This window comes from Gulosibacter macacae (genome assembly GCF_003865375.1).
GTDB lineage: Bacteria > Actinomycetota > Actinomycetes > Actinomycetales > Microbacteriaceae > Gulosibacter > Gulosibacter macacae.
Genome location: NZ_RQVS01000001.1, coordinates 286,670 through 302,875, shown reverse-complemented (window position 1 = coordinate 302,875; position 16,206 = coordinate 286,670). Strand labels below are relative to the sequence as shown.

Sequence of the window (16,206 nt, the reverse complement as noted above, 5' to 3'; positions counted from 1 at the left end):
CCGGCAACTTCAAGAACGCTCAGTAGCGCCACTTCGAGAACCTCAGCGCACGGTCGCCTACATGTCGATGAGTTCGGGCACGACCTGGCTCGCGCCTTCGACAATGAACTCCTTGCGCGGCGCGACCTCATTGCCCATGAGCAGTTCAAACACCGCTTCAGCCTCCGCAGCATCCGCCATGGTCATGCGGCGCAACAGCCGGTGTTCGGGGTTCATCGTCGTGTCCCAAAGCTGGTCTTCATCCATTTCGCCAAGACCCTTGTACCGCTGAATCGGGTCCTGATACTTCCGCCCCGAGCGGTCAAGCTTCTTGAGCAGCGTCTGCAACTCGGCCTCAGAGTAGGTGTAGATCGTCTCATTCGGCTTCTTGCCGGGATGCAACACCACTACGCGGTGCAGCGGCGGCACGGCCGCGAACACGCGGCCAGCATCGATCATCGGCCGCATATAGCGGAAGAAGAGCGTGAGCAGGAGGGTGCGGATATGCGCGCCATCGACGTCCGCATCCGACATGATGATCACCTTGCCATAGCGCGCCTGCTCGAGGTCAAACGTGCGACCCGACCCGGCACCGAGCACCTGAATGATGTTTGCGCACTCGGCGTTCTTGAGCATGTCGGCAAGCGAAGCCTTCTGCACGTTGAGGATCTTGCCGCGAATCGGGAAGAGCGCCTGGAACTCACTATTGCGCGCAGGCTTCGCGGTGCCGAGCGCTGAGTCACCCTCAACAATGAAAAGCTCGGTGCGATCAACCTCGTTCGAGCGGCAGTCAACGAGTTTCGCCGGCAAGGAGGAATTTTCAAGCGCATTCTTTCGACGCTGCGTCTCTTTGTGTGCGCGCGCCGAGATGCGGCTCTTCATCTCGTTGACGACCTTTTCGAGCACCATGCTCGTTTCGGTCTTGTCCTGGCGCTTGGTCGAGGTAAAGCGCTCCTTGAGTCCGGTGGTGAGCGCCTGCGCGACGATCTGTCGTGCCTGCGGCGTGCCAAGCACTTCCTTGGTCTGCCCCTCGAACTGCGGTTCGGGGATGCGCACCGTGATGACTGCCGTGAGACCGGCGAGCACATCATCCTTTTCGAGCTTGTCGTTACCGACTTTGAGGCGACGGGCGTTTTTCGTTATTTCGTCGCGTACGACCTTGACGAGCGCCTGCTCGAAGCCAGCGACGTGCGTGCCGCCCTTCGGGGTCGCAATGATGTTGACGAAACTGCGAGTTTCGGTGTCGTAGCCGATGCCCCAGCGCAGAGCGATGTCGACGTCCATATGCCGTGCGACCTCGCGCGACACCATGTGGCCGGTGCGGTCATCGAGCACCGGAATCGTCTCGCTGTAGTCGCCACCGCCCTGGATGCGCCAAGTTTCGGTCACGGGGCCGTCGCTCGCGAGGAAGTCCACGAACTCGGAGATGCCGCCGTCGTAGCGGAAAGCTACTCGCTCCGGCTCGGTCGGATCACGCTGGTCCTCGAGTACGATTTCGAGCCCCGGCACGAGGAAAGCGGTCTGGCGGGCACGTTCTTGCAGCTTATCGAGGCTGAACTCGGCATCCTTGATGAAGACCTGTGGGTCGGCCCAATAGCGGACGCGGGTGCCGGTAACGCCGCGTGCGGTCTTGCCGATGATGCGTAGCTCGGCTTGCCCTTCATCGGGGGTGAACTCGGCATCCGGGCCCGGCGCGTTCTTGCCATCGGCGAAGACACCCGGGACGCCGCGCTTAAAGCTCATGGCGTAGGTCTTGCCGCCGCGATCCACCTCGACGTCGAGGCGAGACGACAGGGCGTTGACCACCGAAGCACCCACACCGTGCAGGCCACCGGCTGCGCCGTAGTTCGAGCCATCGAACTTTCCGCCGGCGTGCAGCTTGGTGAACACGACCTGCACACCGGTCATTCCGGTACGCGGTTCGATGTCGATCGGCACGCCGCGGCCGCGGTCGGCGACCTCGACCGAACCATCGGACTCGAGTCGGATGGTGATTTCGCTACCGAATCCGCCGAGCGCCTCATCGACCGAGTTGTCGATAATCTCCCAGAGGCAGTGCATGAGCCCGCGCGAATCGGTCGAGCCGATATACATGCCGGGCCGCTTACGCACAGCCTCGAGTCCTTCGAGCACCTGCAGATGCGCGGCAGAGTATGCCTGCTCAGTCGAGGTCACTGGTGACCCTCCCCTTCGCTCGAGAACTGGTGAACCTCGATAGTTTACGAGGTGGGGTGGCGGCCGGGCCCGCTGCCGCGCCGCCGAGTAGAGTTGTCTCGCCCTAGCCGACGACAGAATTGCGAGCGAATACCGTGGCAAACCTTCGCCTCAACTACCTACTTGACCGCGCCAAGGCGATGGACCTGCCGCGCGTCTGGCGGATGGCAGGCAATATTGGCCGCGACTTCCGCAAGCCCCGTGCCGTCATCTTCGCCGATATGCTCTGGTCGGCAACCCGCTATGAGTGCGCCTTCCAGGACTATCAGGACTGGGATTTTGCGATCCTCTCCCCCGCCGAGCGCCGCACGTTCGCGACGCATCCGAAGTCGAATCACTATTCGCTGATGCTCAACACTGACAAGACTGCCAACGCGCAGCTCTCGAACAAGCTCAACTTCAATGTGCGCTTCGAAGACGTGCTCGGTCGCGAGTGGCTCGATATTCGCGAAGCTGATGACCAAGCACTCAAAGACTTCCTTGACCGCCACGCTGATGTCATGGCGAAGGTGCCTGACTCGCTCGGCGGCAAGGGTATCGAGCGCATTCGTCGGCACGAGGTCACTGACCTCACGGCATTCCGTCGTGACCGGATGCGCAACCGTCAGTTCTTGCTTGAAGAGTTCCTCGTGCAGCATCCCGATCTCGCGAAGTTGAACAGCTCGAGTGTGAACACCATGCGCATCGTGAGCTACAACGACGGCACGAAGGTGCACATCCTCGCGACTGCCCTGCGCATCGGCGCGGGTGGCGACGTCGACAACTTCTCGGGCGGCGGCATGTACACGATGCTCTCGCCGGAGGGCGTGGCACTCTATCCGGCGTTCGACGACAACAACGCGACCCACGGCATCCATCCGCTGTCCGGCGTACCCATCGTCGGCTTCCGGGTGCCGCTATTCGCCGAGGCGCTTGACGCGGTGCAAGCCGCGGCCCAGCGCATCCCGGAAGTGCCCTTTGTCGGCTGGGACGTCGCCATTGCGCCCAACCGTCCCGTGCTCATTGAGGGCAATTACAACACCGGCGTGTTCCAGGCCAAGCCCACGGTCTCGGGGCTGCGCAAGGGTCTATTGCCGGTGTACCGCGCAGCGATCGGCCGCTAACGCGCGCACGGCAACGGGGGGTCAGCTCGACAATTCGTCAAGCTGACCCCCGTCGGTGTCACAGCGAGTTCGCTGCGGCTACTTCACCGGACGAATAATGCCCATCGGCGTCGATTGGGTGCCCTGACCGAGCGGGTTATCGCTGAGCACGCGCACCCAGTGCTCGTTGCGTGCCGGATCCATGGTCGAGCCGAGGATGTTGCCACCAATGTCGTTAATGTCGACGATGAGCACCTCGAGCTTGCCGCCAAGGAGCGTCTTGAGATCGCGCGCCACGCGCGTCGGCTCCTTGGGTCCGAGCACCACCGAGCGGTCATAGGGCGGGATCGTCCCGGAGGTCGGGCCATCAATCGCGCGCGCCTTCATGCCGGCGATGCGGTAGAAGTCGCCCGAGCGTCGTAGCACCTTCTTCGAGAACGCCGACACGCCAGCGGCCAAGAGGATGCGTGGGGTGCCGCACTCCTGCAACGCCATCTCCATGGTCTCAGGCATGCCAAGACCGATACCGTGCGGGGTACGGGTAACGTACTTCGAGAGGAAGTTTGCGAGCGGGCGCGGGTGAATGTCGTCGAGCAACATCGACCGGCCCTGCGTGATCGCCACGATCTTCTCAGTGACGAAGAGCACATCGCCATCTTGCACCACCGGCTGCGCGTACTTGCGCACGATCTGGTGGAGGTCGTCGTCAGCGAGCACCAAGTGCGTGCGGATGGGAAGTCGCTGGTAGGCAACGCCATCGATGGTGGATTCGAGGGCCTTGCCCTCGTTAGCCTGCAGATCAGTCATTCGTATGTGTCCTAGGGAGTTCTGTGCTTAGGCCGCGAGGGCGGCGTCGACTGCGGCGCCAAGGAGGTCGAGACCACGAACGAGGGTAGCCTCGTCACCCACGAGCGCGGGCATGACCTTGACGACCTCGTCGAAGGCGCCGCTGGTCTCGATAATGAGGCCGAGCTTGAACGCTTCCTTCGAGATACGACCGGCGAGGGCGCGATCCTGGATGCCCACAAGACCCTGGAGCAGGCCGCGGCCGCGGGTCGAGAAGTGCTCGGGGTACCTTGCGACGATCGAGTTCAGGCGCTCAGTCACGAGTTCGACGCGACTGGCAATCTGCTCATGGATGGTCGGGTCGGCCCAGAATTCGTCGAGCGCAGCGGCACCCGAGACGAAGGCGATGGAGTTACCGCGGAAGGTGCCGGTGTGCATTGCGGGCTTCCACACATCAATTTCGGGGCGAATGAGTACGAGCGCCATCGGGAAGCCATAGCCCGAAATCGACTTCGAAATCGTCACGATGTCAGGCACGATGCCGGACTCTTCGAAGCTGAAGAAGCGGCCCGAGCGCCCCACACCGATCTGAATCTCATCGACGATGAGCAGGATGCCGAACTCAGTAGTGAGTTCGCGCAACTCCCGTAGCCACTCGTTGCTCGCGACGTTGACGCCGCCCTCACCCTGGACCGTTTCGACGATGACTGCGGCAGGCAGATCGAGCCCGCTCGAGGGATCCTCGAGGTGCTGACGCAGGAGCGCGATGGTGTTGACGTCGTCACCGTAGTAGCCGTCGAAGGGATGGAAAACGACGTCGGGCAGGCTCGTGCCAGCGGCCTGACGGAACCACTGGTTCCCCGTCGCTGCGAGGGCGCCGAGCGAGAGTCCGTGGTAGCCGTGGGTGAACGCGACGACCGTGCTGCGGCCAGTGGCCATGCGGGCCAGTTTGAGCGCTGCCTCAACAGCATTGGCTCCGGTGGGCCCCGGGAACTGCAGCTTGTAGTCAAGATCGCGTGGTTCAAGAATGACATCGCGGAAGCGCTCGAGGAATTGACGCTTGGCACCGGTGGCCATGTCGAGGGCGTGCTGAATCTTGTCGCCTGCGAGGTAATCGATCACGTGCGACTTCAGCACAGCCGGGTTGTGGCCATAGTTGAGCGTGCCAGCACCGCAGAAGAAGTCGACGTACTCGCGGCCGTCCTCATCGGTGAGCAGGGAGCCTCGAGCCGTGTCGAAGACCGTCGGGAATGCGCGGATGTAGCTGCGCACCTCCGATTCCATGCTGTCGAAAACGGACAGATCCATAGCGGGCCTTTCTGATCGGGAAGGTGCTTGGGCGCGGCCGGAAAGCGTCAAGCCGCGAGGCACGATAACTCACAGATTATAGTCGCCGGCCTCCGTCGAGCCTGAGCGGCGCGGGGAGGGCGGCGAAGAATGAACTGCGGGTGCTGTCCTACTCGAGGTAGTCGCGCAGCGACTGCGAACGCGAGGGGTGGCGCAGCTTCGCCATCGTCTTCGATTCAATTTGGCGGATGCGCTCTCGCGTTACACCAAACGTCTCGCCGATCTGGTCGAGCGTCTTCGGCATGCCGTCGCCAAGACCAAAGCGCATGCGTATCACGCCCGCCTCACGCTCCGAAAGAGAGTCAAGGAGCGACTCGAGCTGACGCTGAAGCATGGTGAAGCTCACCGCATCGGCCGGCACGACCGCCTCAGTGTCTTCAATGAGGTCACCGAACTCGGAGTCACCGTCTTCACCAAGCGGCGTGTGGAGCGAAATCGGTTCGCGACCATACTTCTGAACTTCGACGACCTTTTCCGGCGTCATGTCGAGCTCGTGCGCGAGCTCTTCCGGAGTGGGTTCACGGCCGAGATCCTGCAGCATCTGGCGTTGCACGCGAGCGAGCTTATTGATGACTTCGACCATGTGCACCGGGATGCGGATGGTGCGGGCCTGGTCGGCCATGGCGCGGGTAATTGCCTGACGAATCCACCAGGTGGCGTAGGTCGAGAACTTGAAACCCTTGGTGTAGTCGAACTTCTCGACCGCACGGATGAGGCCGAGGTTACCTTCCTGAATGAGGTCGAGGAACTGCATCCCGCGACCCGTGTAACGCTTCGCGAGCGAAACGACCAGACGCAGGTTTGCGCCAAGCAGGTGGCTCTTGGCACGACGGCCATCGCGCACGATCCACTTGAGTTCGCGAACGAGCTTCGCCTCGTGGCCCTCTTCGCGCGCGAGCTTGTCTTCTGCGTAGAGGCCAGCTTCAATGCGCATGGCGAGGTCGACCTCTTCGGCCGCGTTAAGCAGCGGTACCTTACCGATTTGCTTGAGGTAGTCCTTCACCGGGTCGGCGGTGGCGCCAGTGATCGTCGCCGAGTAGACCGGCGCCTCGTCGTCATCCTTGTTCGAAAGCACGAGCGCGTCAGCGGCCTTGACCGCCGACTCAGCCTTGTTGACGTCTTCGTCGGGGTCGTCCGACTTCTCGTCGCGCTTGCCGAGTTCTTCGTCGCTCTCGGCGGCTTCTTCGTCATCGGCCGAGATTTCGAGGTCGTGCTCATCCACCTCGTGGTCTTCGTCGAGGTCGATTTCCTCCTCGTCCTCATCATCGTCGTCCTTGGCGCCAGCCTTCGTCGCCGTTGCCTTCTTGGCAGGAGCCTTCTTGGCAGGCGCCTTCTTCGCGGGTGCCTCGGCGGCCGGCGCTACGGCCGACTCCCCCGACTGCGCACCGAGGATGGCGTCAATGAGGTCGTCTTTGCGCAGACCCGAGAATCCGTCAACGCCGAGTTCCTTCGCGAGGTCGCGAAGTTCAGCAACCTTCTGCTTGGCCAACGTCGACTTCGTGTGCGTGGCTACGGCCGGTGCCTCACTGGCTGCAGCTGCGGCCGGAGCGGCGGTGCCACCGGCCAAGATCTGCTCGACAAGTTCACCCTTGCGCAGGCCCGATCCTCCGGTGATCCCAGCGTTCTTTGCGATTGCGCGCAGATCGGCAACCTTCATCGCGTTGAGTTCGGCCTCGGTGTGGAGCGCGGTACTCGTCTGGTTCGCTGCCATGATCAACCCCTTCGCATGGTGCGGACATAACTAAGGCCCATGTCAAGCCCCCAAATGGGGACCGGCTGGGTCCGACACTAAATACTACACGCGGCGATTCCGAAACATTCCCGAATGCCGCAGGCACGGCGCATCCAATTAGCCGCGGCGGCGGCGGCGACGGCGACGGCGACGGCGACGCATGATGGCCGTCCAAAGAGGCGCGACGGTGATGCCCTCTTCTGAGGCAAGTCGAGAACGCGTACGGCGGCGCTCAATGATGAGTCCGATGAGCCCCAGCGCCATGACGAGCGGGAACGCCCAGAGCGCCACCTGGAAGGAACTCCAGGGCGTCGTGCCGTCGCCCGCGCGCCCGGCAAAGTCAATGCCAAGTCCGACCAGGAGGAAGGTGACGGAACTTGCCGTGAAGCCGCCCACGTTGACAATGCCGGAGGCTGATCCGTAGCTCGAGGCAGGGTTGAACGTGCGCGCGAAATCGAAGCCGATCGTTGACCCCGTGCCGCCAACACCGGTGATCACGAGCGTCAGCAGGAAGAGCCACATTGGCGGATGATCAGGCCAGGTGATGCAGGCGATCCAGAATGCCGCCTGCACCAACACAATGAAAATGACGAGGTTGGAGCGGCGCAGTGGCCACCGCGCCGTCGCCAGGCCGATAAACGGTCCAATCGCCATTCCGGCAATAACTGGCGCAATCACGAGCACCGCGGCGAGCTCGGTGGGATACCCGAGCCCCTGCACCATGATCGGGAAACCCCAAAGCAACCCGAAGACAGTGCCGGGGAACTGGGTCGTGAAATGGGCCCAGAAGCCCAAGCGCGTACCGGGTCGAGCGAACGCCTGACCGAGCTTGTCGAACGCACCTCGAATCGACAGTGGCTCGCCAGCGAAGCCCCGGTACGGCGTGTCGCGAAGCCACACGATCGAGGCGATGACAACGATCACCGAAAGTGACGCGGTGGTGAAAAAGGCTGTCGTCCAGCCGCCGAGATGCAACAGTGTCGAGAACGGCACAGCCGACAAGAACTGACCGATCTGCCCGAGATTTCCGTACCACTGCTGCATGATCGGCACTCGTCGAGGTGGGAACCAGGCCGCAAGGATGCGCAGACCCGAAACGAATGTCGTCGCATCCCCCGCACCAACGAGCACGCGGCCAATGACCGCGACCTCGATGCTTGGGGCGAGAGCCACGATGCACTGACCGATTGCCATGAGCACGGCACCGACCATGATGAGCTGGCGCGCGCCGAATCGGTCGAGCAACATCCCCACGGGAATTTGCATGATCGCGTAGACCGCGACCTGCATGACGCCGAGGGCAGAAAGCTCGGTGGCGGTTGCCATGAAGCGATCAGCAGCGTCTACGCCGGCGACTCCGAGCGAGGAGCGCTGCGTCACCGCGACGACATAGGCGAAGAGCGCAACGATGAAGATCAGTCGTGGGAGCCGAGGTGGAAGTAGGCGTAGAGCTTCAGTGGTGGGCGGCGGCTCGTTCGAGCTGGGCTTGGTGCTCACTTCTCCTCGTCCGCGCGCGTCTTCAAATAGCGTTCTAGTTCAGCGGCGATGGAATCCGCGCTCGGCAGTTCACCATCGGCATCGGCGAAGGGATTCTCAAGCGGATTTCCGCGCAAGAACCCATCGTGCTGCGTCTCGAGCACCGAAATTAGGCGCTGAGCTTCTTCGTTCTCCTCGAGCGAACTCTCGAATTCAAGTCGGAACTCGCGATCGCGTTCCCGCAATTGCTCGGTTGCGAGCAGTAGTCCGCTCGCAGTCCCGATCGCCTCAATGAGTCGCAGCGCCGTCGCCGGCAACACTCCATCGGCCAGGTAGTGCGGCACGAGCACGACGAGGTCGACAATTGGGAAGCTCTCGGCCGTCAGCTCGAACTCCAGTTCATGCAGCGCGTGGGCCGGCGCTTCGACCGTCGCATGCCAGACCGAAAGTTGCTCAATAAGGTCTTCACGGGTGCCGGTGACCGCGAGGCGAATCGGTCGGGTATGCGGCACCGGCATCGGAATCGCGTGCGCCCACGTCACGGTCGAGACCTCGAAGTGCGAAATGAGTTGGCGCAGGGATGCGGTGAACGCGCTCCAGCGGAAGTCGGGTTCGAACCCTGAAAGCAAAAGAAACTGTTGCCCCATCGAGTCGCGCACAAGTCGCAGATCAAGCCGCGGCAAACGGTACTCGGTAATCTGTGTGCCTTCGACACGGATGATCGGTCGTCGAGCGCGGTAATCGAAGAGCGAGTCGATGTCGAAGCCCGCAACGATTTCGGCGTCACCTTCGTCGAGCAGTGATTCCACCGTTTGCAACACCGTAGAACCGGCGTCGCGGTAGCCAGTGAGGAGCGCGACCAGCGGCAGTCCCGCAGGTACACGAGACCACGCTTCCCCCGGAAAGAAAATCGAGTCGCGCCCAGTCATGCCGGCAATCGTACGCGGATGAGGGAACGGCAGGCGGGCAGGTTCGCTCCCAGCGTGCTGGGCATATGGTCGATGATCATGCAGATTCCAAATTTCACATTGGTTCCCTCGCCCGCTGACGCCGAAGGCGTACTCGTCCTCCCGATTCTCGCTGGCGACACGCCGCAGATTCTTGCCGCCGACGACTACGGCCTCACGGCTGAGCGTCTCGCCGCACTTGACTTCACTGGCAAGGCTGGCGGGACCGCCCGCATCCTCGTTGCCAACGGTGAGGAGCGCGCTGCGCTCCTCGTTGGAATTGGCAAGGAGCGCACCCTTGAGGCCCTGCGCCGCGCCGCTGGTAGCGCCGCTCGTGCCCTCAAGCGCGAAGCGCACGTCGTCATTGAGTTGAGCGACGCGACCGCTGAGGAGCTCGAGGCACTTGCCCTGGGCTTTGCTCTTGGGGCACACCAACTCGACATCTATAAGAAGGCCGACGAAGAGCGTCCTGAAGAGCGGTCGGTCGCGCTCGTATCAACCGAAGATGCCGCGCAGGAGGCGCTCGATCGTGCCCGCATTCTCGCCGAGGCGGTCGTGTTCGCCCGCGACCTTGGCAACACTCCCCCGAATGAGCTCGTACCGGAAGAGTTCGCGCGTCGCTCCACCGACGTCACCGCGGAGCTTCCGATCGAGGTCGCGGTGTGGGATGAAGCCAAGCTCGCCGATGAAGATTGCGGCGGCATCCTCGGCGTTGGCCAGGGTTCAGCGAACCCGCCGCGCCTCGTGCACCTCAGCTATGCACCCGAAGGGGCCGCAACTCACGTGGCACTCGTCGGCAAGGGCATCACCTTCGATACTGGCGGCATCTCGATCAAGCCCGCCGGCAGCATGCTCGGCATGAAGTTCGATATGTCGGGTGCCGGCTCGGTACTCGCAACGATCGTTGCGGTCGCGAAGCTCGGTCTGCCGGTGCGCGTATCGGGCTATTGCTGCCTCGCAGAGAACATGCCTTCCGCCGACGCACTCAAGCCCGACGATGTGCTGCGGATGCGCGGTGGCACGACAGTCGAGGTGACCAACACCGATGCCGAGGGCCGTCTCGTGCTCGCCGATGGACTCGTGCTCGCTTCTGAAGCGCAGCCGGATGTCGTCATCGACATTGCCACGCTCACCGGCGCTCAGGTCGTCGCGCTCGGAAACCGCACGACCGGACTCATGGGCAATAACGATGAGTGGCGCGACCGCCTGGTGGCGGCCGGTCAGCGCACCGGCGAGGTCGTGTGGCCGATGCCGATTCCCGAAGAAATCGCGGAGCGTCTCGAGTCGCCCGTTGCCGATCTCGTCAACGCCAAGCCGGGCGACCGTTCGGCAGGCATGCTGTTCGCCGCTGCCTTCCTCGAGCGCTTCATTGGCAAGGATGCGGAGGGCGAGCCGATTGCGTGGGCTCACCTTGACATTGCCGGTCCGGCCGAGAATGGCGGTGGCGCCTACGGTTACACGCCGAAGGGTGCGACCGGCGTGCCAGTGCGCACGCTTGTCGAAACCATCGCAGCACTGAGCTAGTTGGGATCTGAAAGTGCCTCGGCGCGGTTTCGATGTTCGCGCCGAGGCACTTTCGCTCCAGCCGCTACGTTGGTGAACCTGCCGAGGACCGTCGGACACGCGGTGTAGGCTGACGCGAGGCTTTAGCCAACGGTCGCACGAGTCGCCGTGCCGCATCCGGTACAACTACGGCCGGGCCACCAGCACCGACTTCCAGACAACACATCAGAGGGAGCATTCCGGGTGTCAGAACACAACTTCGACCTCGTCATCCTCGGTGGCGGTAGCGCAGGCTACGCCGCCGCGATCCGCGCCAAGCAGCTAGGCCTCTCGGCCGTCGTCATTGAAAAGGACAAGCTGGGCGGCACCTGTCTTCACCGCGGTTGCGTGCCCACGAAGGCCATGTTGCACAGCGCCGAGGTCGTTGAGGCCGTCGAAGACGGTGCACGCATGGGCATCAGCCTGAGCCTCGAAGGCGTCGACGCCGAAAAGGTTGCGGCGTTCCGCGATGGCATCGTTTCGACCAAGTTCAAGGGTCTCCAGGGCCTGCTCAAGGCCAAGGCCATCGACGTGGTTGCCGGCGAAGGCAAGCTCGTCTCGAACAACACCGTTGAGGTGAACGGCGAAAAGTACGTTGGCAAGAACGTCATCCTCGCCACCGGTTCGTACTCGCGCTCGATTCCGGGCCTCGAGATCACCGGAAATGTCATCACGTCTGACCAGGCCCTCCAGATGAACTGGTTGCCGCAGCGCGCTGTCGTGCTCGGCGGTGGCGTGATCGGCCTCGAGTTCGCGAGCCTCTGGCGTTCGCTCGGTGCTGAAGTCACCATCATCGAGGGCCTCGACCACCTCGCCCCCGCCGAAGACGTCGCCATCTCGAAGCAGCTTGAGCGCGCCTACAAGAAGCGCGGCATCAACTTCCAGCTCTCGACCAAGTTTGATTCGGTCACGCAGGACGAATACGGCGTGCACGTGAAGACCGACAAGGGCGAGACCATCGACGGTGACGTACTCCTCGTGGCCATTGGCCGCGGCCCGGTTACCTCTGGCATGGGCTTCGAAGATGCTGGGGTACAGCTTGACCGTGGCTTCGTCGTCGTCGACGAAAACCTGCAGACCTCGGTTCCCGGCGTGTACGCGATCGGTGACATTGTGCCGAGCCTCCAGCTTGCTCACCGTAGCTACGCCCACGGCATCTTTGTTGCCGAGCACATTGCTGGCCTTGAGCCGGTGCTCGTCAACGACGCCAACGTGCCGAAGGTCACCTATAGCGAACCGCAGATCGCTTCCGTTGGTCTCAGCGAGGCGAAGGCGAAGGCTGAGCACGGTGATGACGCGATCCAGAGCTACGAGTACAACCTCGCTGGTAACGCCAAGAGCTCGATTCTCGGTACCGCCGGTATCGCCAAGGTCGTGCGCGTGAAGGATGGTCCTGTCGTTGGCATCCACCTCATTGGCGCTCGTGTTGGCGAGCTCGTCGGCGAAGCACAGCTCATCGTCAACTGGGATGCTTACCCGGAAGACGTTGCCCCGCTCATCCACGCCCACCCCACGCAGAACGAGGTGCTCGGCGAGGCCATGATGGCCCTCGCAGGTCGCCCCCTGCACGGCGTGTAGTCACCAGTCCCACACGAAGAGAACACAGTCTTAGGAGAGCTTCGAAATGAGTCAAGACGTCACGCTCCCGGCGCTCGGTGAAAGCGTCACCGAGGGGACCGTTACCCGCTGGCTGAAGAATGTGGGCGACCGCATCGAGGTCGATGAGGCCCTGCTTGAGGTGTCGACCGACAAGGTCGACACCGAGGTGCCCTCGCCGGTGGCCGGCGTGGTTGAAGAGATCCTCGTGAACGAGGATGAGACCGTCGAGGTCGGTGCCGTGCTGGCCCGCATCGGTGACGGTTCGGGCGCCGGTAGCGCGCCGGCCGAGGCCGAGCCCGCCGCCGAAGAAGCCGCGCCTGCCGAAGAAGCAGCCCCTGCAGAAGAGACGCCTGCTGAAGAAGCAACTCCGGCAGCGGAAGCTCCGGCAGCGGAAGCATCCGCTTCGGGCGACAGCACCGACATCACCCTGCCCGCCCTCGGCGAGTCGGTGACCGAGGGTACGGTCACCCGCTGGCTCAAGAAGGTCGGCGACCAGATCGATGTGGATGAGGCTCTGCTCGAAGTCTCGACCGACAAGGTCGACACCGAGGTGCCCTCGCCCGTCGCCGGAACCATCCAGGAAATCCTCGTGAACGAGGATGAGACCGTCGAGGTTGGCGCCGTGCTCGCACGCGTCGGCTCGGGCGCGGCTCCTGCTGCCGCCCCCGCGGAAGAAGCCCCCGCGAAGGAAGCACCCGTCGAAGAAGCGCCTGCCGAGGAGGCCCCGGCCGAAGCGGCTCCCGCTGAAGAAGCTCCCGCCGAGGAGGCCAAGGCTGAAGCTGCTCCGGCTGCACCGGCACCAGCAGCTGCGCCCGCTCCAGCAGCAGCTGCGCCCGCCGCAGCCGCACCAGCCGCTCCGGCTCCGCCAAAGCGTCCGGCTGCGAAGAATGACCCGCGCTATGTCACTCCGATCGTCCGCCGCCTGGCCGACGAAGCTGGTGTCGACCTGTCGCAGATCAGCGGCACTGGGGTTGGTGGTCGCATCCGCAAGGAAGACGTTGTCGCGGCTGCTGAGGCACTCCGTGCCGCCGCTGCGGCCGCGCCGGTTGCTGGCGCACCGGCTGCTGGTCCGACCCCGTTCGAGGTCTCGGAGCTCCGTGGCACGACGCAGAAGATGTCGCGTCTGCGCAAGGTCATCTCGACTCGCGCCGTCGAGTCGATGGTGCAGACCGCTCAGCTCACCACCGTGGTCGAGGTCGACGTCACTCGCGTGGCGGCCTTCCGCGACGCCCACAAGGTGAAGTTCCACGAGCAGACCGGTTCGAAGCTCTCGTTCCTGCCGTTCTTCACGCTCGCGGCGGTCGAGGCCCTGCAATCGCACCCGATCATCAACTCGACCGTGCAGGACGACGAAATCGTCTACCCGGCTCACGAGAACATCTCGATGGCGGTCGACACCGAGCGAGGTCTGCTCACGCCGGTGATCAAGGATGCTGCGGGCAAGACCCTGGCCGACATCGCCAAGGCGATTGACGACCTCGCGACCCGTGCTCGCGACAACAAGCTCGTTCCTGACGAGCTTGTTGGCGGCACCTTCACCGTCACGAACACCGGATCGCGCGGTGCGCTGTTTGACACCCCGGTTGTCTTCCTCCCGCAGGAAGCAATCCTCGGCACCGGTGTCGTTGCCAAGCGTCCCGCAGTGGTCAAGACGGCTGACGGGCAGGAATCGATCGCTATCCGCTCGATGGTCTACCTCGCGCTGAGCTACGACCACCGCATCATCGACGGTGCCGACGCCGCGCGCTTCCTCGCGCAGGTCAAGGCACGCCTCGAAGAAGGCGCGTTTGAGGGGAACCTCGGCCTCTAGTCGGGCAAGCCCCGGCACGAGCCAAGACGAATCGGGTGGTCGGCCTTTGGTCCGGCCACCCCTTCGTTTTCCGCGCCTTCTTCAATAGTGTTCGACCCACACCTCACGGATCCTCCATCCGTCGGCCGTGCGCTCGAGCGAGAGCGAACCGATGCCACCACTCCCCTGCAGAATCTCAATATCACCCAGATCGGCCGCGAGAATCCAGCTCGTCGCCGTAGTGACCCGGTCGCCGGCCGTGCCCGCCCCGATCGCCGTGAGGTCTGCATCCAACCCAGGGGCACCTGACGCATAGACCTGGTCCAGGCAGGCGGCGTCGGCCAGCACGAGGCATTCGTTTCGCGCGGTCGCTAATTGGTCGGCACTCTCGATCGCTGTGGCGCTCGCACTCGACGTGAACGTAGGCTCGGATGCAGTCGGCTGTGGCTCGAGCGCAGGCGCGGCACCGTCGGTGCGCTCTGGCAACGTTGCGATGGGCGTGGGCTGGCTCGTGGCGCCAGTATCTTCGGCGGCTGCCGAGCCTGAAGTCAGCGCTGGCAGCAGCAGGCCGGTGCCCGCGAGCAGGGCACCGGCGATCGCGAGCAACGCCCAGGTGCGCGCATTGACCTCGCTGGCAAACGCGATCATCCGCGCTTGCAGCAGCGCAAGCTTGCCGCCCGGCACACCCCGAGGAACCGGCCGTGACATGTCGCCGTCGTCGCCCAAGAGGGTTTCGACACCGAGCTGATCGGATGCGGTGCCCTGGTCATCGGCCACGCGCATTGTCGGCGCGAGCGACGCTGGCGTGCGTTCCGGGATGATGTCAGGTACCCGCCAGTTGAAGAGCTCGTCAATGAGTCGGCGAGCAGCGTCACGGGGTGGCGCGCTGCCCGTGAGCGCGCTGATGAGACGGGCCAACTCTTCCGAGGGGGCGTCGACAACATTCGCGAGTACCGCATCCGCGAGGCGCCCGAGCGCCCGTAAGTCGTCGGTTCGAAGGAGATCGCGCCGCACGGCAGGTAACTCGTCGACGCGGATTGCCGCATCCCATCCTTCAATTGAAGGGCGGCCATGTGCGTCGATACGGCAGCACTGCAGGGTGAGTGCGGTGTGCACGATGCCCGATTCGTGAGCCAACGCAAGCGTCTCGGCGAGCGGCACCAAGAGTGACACCGCCGCACCGGCATCGAGCTGCGTGCCTTCGGCAATGAGTTCGGCGTAGCTCCAGCGGGGCTTCAGCGCATAGACCGCGAGTTGCCATTCGCCATCGCTGAGCACCTCCTCCGCGCGCTCAATGAAGTCGGCTGCAAGTTGCTCGCGCAGGGTGCACTCCCGCGCGAGCGCACCGTCGCCAAGATCAGGCATGATCACGATCCGCCGTTGCAGGAGGGGCTCTTCCGCCACAGCACCGAACTCACGCCAGTGGTCGCTCGCCGTGGCACGCGTGGGCACAGGAGCCTCACACACGCCAACAAACTCGCAACGGGCTCCGTGATGGCCGAGCGGCCGAACCAGGCGCCAACCACTAATCACCTGGCCCACAACCGGTGCGCGTGCGGGTTCGCCGCCACGAGATCGACTAAACATGCCCGCATCCTGGCCTGCACGATCGTCAAGAAGGCGAGAACTTGCGCGGGCTGTGGATGAATCGAAATTCGTAGACCTGTGCACAATTGCCGCGGTCACTCGACGGTGCCGCAACGTTCACCAGCC

11 protein-coding genes are annotated in these 16,206 nt (G+C 63.6%); 4 read left to right on the top strand and 7 right to left on the bottom strand.

Going from position 1 to position 16,206, the window contains the following annotated elements:
- Nucleotides 1-57: 57 nt before the first annotated feature.
- A complete protein-coding gene (locus EG850_RS01405; RefSeq protein WP_124969087.1) occupies nucleotides 58-2,154 on the bottom strand; it encodes a DNA gyrase/topoisomerase IV subunit B in 2,097 nt (698 codons plus the stop codon).
- A gap of 134 nt (nucleotides 2,155-2,288) precedes the next feature.
- On the opposite strand from EG850_RS01405, the gene EG850_RS01400 reads away from it, so the two are divergent.
- Nucleotides 2,289-3,296 (top strand): sugar-transfer associated ATP-grasp domain-containing protein, encoded by a 1,008-nt coding sequence (locus EG850_RS01400; RefSeq protein WP_124969085.1) that lies wholly within the window; start codon nucleotides 2,289-2,291, stop codon nucleotides 3,294-3,296.
- A 78-nt stretch (nucleotides 3,297-3,374) separates the two neighbouring features.
- Here the strand turns inward: EG850_RS01400 and EG850_RS01395 are convergent, their stop codons facing one another.
- From EG850_RS01395 to EG850_RS01375, 5 genes are all read right to left on the bottom strand, one after another.
- Nucleotides 3,375-4,082: a coenzyme F420-0:L-glutamate ligase gene (locus EG850_RS01395; protein ID WP_124969083.1), complete on the bottom strand. Its 708-nt coding sequence runs from the start codon at nucleotides 4,080-4,082 to the stop codon at nucleotides 3,375-3,377.
- A gap of 27 nt (nucleotides 4,083-4,109) precedes the next feature.
- A complete protein-coding gene (ectB, locus tag EG850_RS01390; RefSeq protein ID WP_124969081.1) occupies nucleotides 4,110-5,369 on the bottom strand; it encodes a diaminobutyrate--2-oxoglutarate transaminase in 1,260 nt (419 codons plus the stop codon).
- A gap of 148 nt (nucleotides 5,370-5,517) precedes the next feature.
- Nucleotides 5,518-7,119: an RNA polymerase sigma factor gene (locus EG850_RS01385; protein ID WP_235829164.1), complete on the bottom strand. Its 1,602-nt coding sequence runs from the start codon at nucleotides 7,117-7,119 to the stop codon at nucleotides 5,518-5,520.
- 138 nt (nucleotides 7,120-7,257) lie between these two features.
- The gene (locus EG850_RS01380; RefSeq protein WP_124969079.1) at nucleotides 7,258-8,637 is read right to left on the bottom strand and encodes an MFS transporter; all 1,380 of its coding nucleotides are present in this window, start codon (nucleotides 8,635-8,637) and stop codon (nucleotides 7,258-7,260) included.
- The gene (locus EG850_RS01375; protein ID WP_124969077.1) at nucleotides 8,634-9,545 is read right to left on the bottom strand and encodes a proteasome assembly chaperone family protein; all 912 of its coding nucleotides are present in this window, start codon (nucleotides 9,543-9,545) and stop codon (nucleotides 8,634-8,636) included. Before EG850_RS01375 ends, EG850_RS01380 begins: the two co-directional genes overlap by 4 nt.
- Before the next feature lie 78 nt (nucleotides 9,546-9,623).
- Here EG850_RS01375 and EG850_RS01370 point away from each other — a divergent pair, with 78 nt between their 5' ends.
- The 3 genes from EG850_RS01370 to sucB all read left to right on the top strand — a co-directional run bounded on the left by EG850_RS01370 (nucleotide 9,624) and on the right by sucB (nucleotide 14,514).
- Complete coding sequence (locus EG850_RS01370) at nucleotides 9,624-11,087, top strand: leucyl aminopeptidase (RefSeq protein ID WP_124969075.1); 1,464 nt, start codon at nucleotides 9,624-9,626, stop codon at nucleotides 11,085-11,087.
- A 222-nt stretch (nucleotides 11,088-11,309) separates the two neighbouring features.
- Complete coding sequence (lpdA, locus tag EG850_RS01365) at nucleotides 11,310-12,683, top strand: dihydrolipoyl dehydrogenase (protein ID WP_124969073.1); 1,374 nt, start codon at nucleotides 11,310-11,312, stop codon at nucleotides 12,681-12,683.
- Nucleotides 12,684-12,729: 46 nt separating this feature from the next.
- Entirely contained in the window at nucleotides 12,730-14,514 is a 1,785-nt protein-coding gene (gene sucB, locus EG850_RS01360) for a 2-oxoglutarate dehydrogenase, E2 component, dihydrolipoamide succinyltransferase (protein ID WP_124969071.1), read from the top strand.
- Nucleotides 14,515-14,595: 81 nt separating this feature from the next.
- On the opposite strand, the gene EG850_RS01355 is transcribed toward sucB, so the two are convergent.
- Nucleotides 14,596-16,080, bottom strand: coding sequence for a protein kinase family protein (locus tag EG850_RS01355; protein WP_124969069.1), 1,485 nt, complete (start codon nucleotides 16,078-16,080; stop codon nucleotides 14,596-14,598).
- Nucleotides 16,081-16,206: the final 126 nt, after the last annotated feature.

Coding starts and splice junctions, on each gene's coding strand:
- EG850_RS01395 (WP_124969083.1), bottom strand. CDS start 4,082: ATGACTGATCTGCAGGCTAACGAGGGCAAGGCCCTCGAATCCACCATC.
- ectB (WP_124969081.1), bottom strand. CDS start 5,369: ATGGATCTGTCCGTTTTCGACAGCATGGAATCGGAGGTGCGCAGCTAC.
- EG850_RS01385 (WP_235829164.1), bottom strand. CDS start 7,119: ATGGCAGCGAACCAGACGAGTACCGCGCTCCACACCGAGGCCGAACTC.
- EG850_RS01375 (WP_124969077.1), bottom strand. CDS start 9,545: ATGACTGGGCGCGACTCGATTTTCTTTCCGGGGGAAGCGTGGTCTCGT.
- EG850_RS01370 (WP_124969075.1), top strand. CDS start 9,624: ATGCAGATTCCAAATTTCACATTGGTTCCCTCGCCCGCTGACGCCGAA.
- sucB (WP_124969071.1), top strand. CDS start 12,730: ATGAGTCAAGACGTCACGCTCCCGGCGCTCGGTGAAAGCGTCACCGAG.
- EG850_RS01355 (WP_124969069.1), bottom strand. CDS start 16,080: ATGTTTAGTCGATCTCGTGGCGGCGAACCCGCACGCGCACCGGTTGTG.